This window comes from Mesorhizobium sp. M7A.F.Ca.CA.003.01.2.1 (genome assembly GCF_003998945.1).
GTDB classification, from domain to species: domain Bacteria; phylum Pseudomonadota; class Alphaproteobacteria; order Rhizobiales; family Rhizobiaceae; genus Mesorhizobium; species Mesorhizobium ciceri.
In genome coordinates this window covers 1-639 of record NZ_RZRA01001553.1, presented here as the reverse complement: position 1 = coordinate 639, position 639 = coordinate 1, and the positions used below count along the sequence as shown (strand labels likewise).

Annotated in this window: 1 protein-coding gene; it reads left to right on the top strand. The window is 66.7% G+C overall.

Annotated elements, in window-relative coordinates; genetic code table 11:
- Nucleotides 1-639: UDP-N-acetylglucosamine--N-acetylmuramyl-(pentapeptide) pyrophosphoryl-undecaprenol N-acetylglucosamine transferase (locus EN969_RS34135; RefSeq protein WP_164758805.1), on the top strand; the 639-nt coding region annotated here is incomplete at both ends.

The window sequence follows — 639 nt, the reverse complement described above, 5'->3', positions numbered from 1 at the left end:
CGATGGGCTCGAAAAATCCTTTTGCCCTGCTTGGTGCCTTCTGGAAAATCTGGCGCGGCGTGCGCCAGGCTTCTGCCGTCATCGCCAGGATCAAGCCGGATGCCGTCGTCGGCTTCGGCGGCTATCCAACCTTGCCGCCGCTCTACGCGGCGACACGGCGCAAGGTACCGACCCTGATCCATGAGCAGAACGCGGTGATGGGGCGCGCCAACCGGGCGCTGGCCGGCCGTGTCGACGCGATCGCCGGCGGCTTCCTGCCGCAGGACAGCAGTGCAGCCGGGGTCAAGACGGTGACGACAGGCAATCCGGTCCGGCCTGCGGTGCTGGAAGCGGCCAAGACTGCCTATGCGGCATCTGCCGGGGATCAACCGTTCCGCCTGCTGGTTTTTGGCGGCAGCCAGGGCGCCCAATTCTTTTCCGATGCCGTGCCGGGAGCCATTGCGCTGCTTTCCGACGCCCAGCGCAAACGGCTGGTCATTACCCAACAAGCGCGCGCCGATGACGTGGCGCGGGTCAAGGCGGTCTATGCCACCCTTGGCGTCGCCGTCGAGGTCTCGCCCTTCTTCACCGACATGGCGGCACGCATGGCGGCCGCTCATCTGGTGATCTCGCGTTCCGGCGCCTCGACCGTCTCGGAGA